At 40.0% G+C, this 3,241-nt stretch carries 6 protein-coding genes; all 6 read right to left on the reverse strand.

Annotation, left to right across the window (positions count from 1 at the left end; all coding sequences use genetic code 11):
* Positions 1-374 (reverse strand): uracil-DNA glycosylase family protein (locus tag C5O24_RS11980; RefSeq protein ID WP_240604997.1); only part of this gene is annotated, 374 nt, incomplete at its 3' end.
* Between the two features lie 91 nt (positions 375-465).
* A complete protein-coding gene (locus tag C5O24_RS11985; RefSeq protein WP_240604999.1) occupies positions 466-1,122 on the reverse strand; it encodes an inositol monophosphatase family protein in 657 nt (218 codons plus the stop codon).
* Between the two features lie 11 nt (positions 1,123-1,133).
* The gene (locus tag C5O24_RS11990; protein WP_010801755.1) at positions 1,134-1,595 is read right to left on the reverse strand and encodes a VOC family protein; all 462 of its coding nucleotides are present in this window, start codon (positions 1,593-1,595) and stop codon (positions 1,134-1,136) included.
* A 2-nt stretch (positions 1,596-1,597) separates the two neighbouring features.
* Positions 1,598-1,867, reverse strand: coding sequence for a zinc ribbon domain-containing protein (locus C5O24_RS11995; protein ID WP_010801754.1), 270 nt, complete (start codon positions 1,865-1,867; stop codon positions 1,598-1,600).
* 10 nt (positions 1,868-1,877) lie between these two features.
* On the reverse strand, positions 1,878-2,546 hold the full coding sequence (locus tag C5O24_RS12000; RefSeq protein ID WP_010801753.1) for a hypothetical protein: 669 nt from the start codon (positions 2,544-2,546) through the stop codon (positions 1,878-1,880).
* Positions 2,547-2,561: 15 nt separating this feature from the next.
* Positions 2,562-2,930 (reverse strand): BlaI/MecI/CopY family transcriptional regulator, encoded by a 369-nt coding sequence (locus C5O24_RS12005; RefSeq protein ID WP_010801752.1) that lies wholly within the window; start codon positions 2,928-2,930, stop codon positions 2,562-2,564.
* Positions 2,931-3,241: the final 311 nt, after the last annotated feature.

Consider the following 3,241-nt stretch of genomic DNA (forward strand, 5'->3'; position numbering starts at 1 on the left):
TCACCCATAAGCATTATAACCTTGACGTTGGGAAACAATGCAAGCTCTCTTTCCAGATATGGCAGACTTTCCTCTATGCTTTCCTTTGAAACGACATATCCGTTTTTGGGTATTTTAACCGCATTGGTAATATAAATCCCCTTGTTGAGAATATCCTGCACAGAATCTACCTCTATCCCGGCTTTTTTGAACAACGGAATTGTCGTTGTCATATACGCCGCATCTGATTTTCCATAGAAGTCCTCTTCCGGATGTGACGGAACAATCTCATTTATCATGATTGCGTGTATTGTTTCCGGTGTAACCTCCACGTTATTAAACCGCAGATCGGTTGCACCTTCAACGAATTGTTGCAACACTTCTTTTACATTCATAATAATTTGAGTATTTCTTCGTGGACTTGCCCGTTTGTTCCTACGACGTGACTTCCTTTAGCCGGGTCAAGCGCATTCCCGTTCCAATCAGTCACTTTTCCCCGGCTTCTTGTACCAGAAGCATTCCTGCCGCATAATCCCACGGATTCAAATATATCTCGAAATATCCGCCTTGTCTGCCGCAGGCTGTATATGCCAACTCCAAAGCGGCTGAGCCAAGTCTTCGGACATCTTGGGAATTTTCGTAAACTTTCAGAAATCGGGCAAAGTTTTCTTTCGCTAATTCTCTTTTTGCAGTGCCGATGCCTATGATGGTTTCCGATAGTTTTGTGGCAGATGAAACGTGTATGGGCTTGCCGTTCAAGAAACTTCCTTCTTCCTTGACAGCAGAAAAAAGTTCATCGTGAAACGGATCATAGACAATGCCCATTACTATCTCTTTCTGACTACAAAGAGCTAACGACACCACACTATGCTGATAGTCGTGCATGAGGTTGGTAGTGCCATCAACAGGGTCAAGAATCCAGTAGCTGTCTGTATCCATACGCTGTAAGCCGGTTTCCTCTCCGAGAAACTGTATGTCCGGCGCAAGTGTATGTAATGCCTTCTTCAAGAAATCCTGAACGGCGACATCCACTTGAGTAACGTAATCGGCTACTCCTTTTTCTTTCACAAGGGCTGCCATTTCCCTGTTTGTGATTATCCCCTTAGTCTCTTTGACCAAGCTGATTATACGTTGTATATCCATATTTATAGGGTTTAATTCAATAGTTTTTGCAGGTCATCGACAGAAACATCCATTCTCTTGGAAACTTCTTCCAAAGTCATTCCATTAGAAATGAATCTCTCTATGACCATTTTCATTTCCTCACCGACTTCTATTAGATGCCCATCCAAATCGTAAAAGCGGATTACTCGCTGTCCCCAATCATGCTCAACGACTTCACCTAAGAATGCGATTGACGAATTGCCTTTCAGCTTTTGCAGAAAGCCATCAAAATCACGTTCCTCAAAGACGATTTCAACATTGTTTGACTTTTTATGAACTTTTTCTTTGGGTACGCCAATAAGCCAATCGAAATTCTGCTGTAAAGCCAGACCGCAGGAGAACAGGATATTTCGTCCATAATTTTGACAGACTTCCAACCCGAATATGTTTTCGTAGAAACTTCGGGCTTTGCTTATATCTGACACGGATAAAACCGTACAACAATATCTCATATTTATTTTTTCCAGCGTTTGAGGTTGGGATAGAATTGGCGCATCATCTCTTTAGCCTGTTCCACGGTCATATTTTCTCCGGACCACTTGTTTATATCATCGGTGAACCGAGCGCAATGCTCAATCATCTGCTCCATTGTAAAGTCCTGCGTGAACCGGCCATCCATGTAACAATAGTTGCAGTAATCATCATTGCGGCTGCCATCGGCATTTATTCCCTTATCTTTGTCAGTTAACGGCATACCGCAACTTTGACAAAATTTTTGTTCCATATTCATATATTTAGTTGTTTGATATTCCTTTTAATGCGCATTTAATTTTCCAACTCGCATAAATATGAGCCAACCAATGTTCGGAAAAAGGCATCATTATAAGACCTCGGATATTTTCACCACACCAGTAATCTATCAACCACCGGGCATTTTCAGAGTCGCTCACAACATGAAGTGATTTGAGTTTTTCCCTATCCTCATCAGTCATTCTGCGTTCCAAATCGCAAAAAGAAAGCTCTTTCAACAATAGGCTGGTATTGTCTTTTACAGATTCAGCATATTCATATAGCGCATCTAAATTCAATGTTTTGGAGAAATCTGATATTTCCTGTTTTTCAAGCTCGTTACCCGTTGTGATAATTGGAGAGCCAATCGAGCTTTTATAATCCCTTGAAAAGAATATCTGATTGTCCTTGTTGATTAGAGTATGGGTAACAATATCCTCGATACGGAATATATGCCAGATGGAATAGGCAATTGTCTTGCTGTGAAAACCGTCTTCTCCAATGAATGGGATAGCATTGAAATCAGCACGACATAATTCCACTTTGAACTGCGCTAAGATATCAAATAATTGGGTACGCAAAGACAATAAGTTTTCAATTCCCAAATGAAATGTGGTTTCATTGGAAATTTCTTCCTTAATTTTATGGCATTGCTCTAATAAATTATTACCCATATCTTTTCAATTTTATTATTGGCGATTTCCTTCAATTACCTGATTTATCAACTCCCGAACTTCATCATCCGACATTTTCCTATCTCTTACAAGAGTGCTTATCACACCACGAATAGAGTTATTAAAATATCTCTGTACTACATTCTTCAGGTTGTTGCCACAATACTCATCCCGTTCTATGAGTGGGTAGTATATGAACCCGTTGTTCCCTGCCGGCTTATGCCCTAAAAAGCCTTTCTCGACAAGAAACTTCACAAATGTAGATATGGCAGTCCGGCTTGGACGAGGTTCAGGATAAGTGGCTATAATCTCCTTGACGGTAGCTTCGCCCCTCTCCCAAAACTTGTTCATCACTTCTTCTTCACGCTTAGTAAGTTGTTCCATCATCAAATGAAATTTAGTATATGCAAAGTTAGTCTAAATAAATTAGTCAACCAAGCAAATTCACCTATTTTTATCCTTTATTGGAAAATTCACTCACCATTGCCCCCCTCCGTTCACTTTAAAGTGATCCCCCAAATTCACTCGAAAGTGCCCCCTTAAATTCACTTTAAAATGATCCCCTAAAAAGTGAGTTTCATTCTTGTTTACTCGATCTATAATTCTATTTTGTTTGTTAAAAACGAATAAAAGTCAGTTATGCCCAATAGACAATTAGGAATGGAAAAGATTCGTCAAGTGTTACGCTGTTACTC

The organism is Paramuribaculum intestinale (assembly GCF_003024925.1).
Classification (GTDB): Bacteria; Bacteroidota; Bacteroidia; order Bacteroidales; family Muribaculaceae; genus Paramuribaculum; species Paramuribaculum intestinale.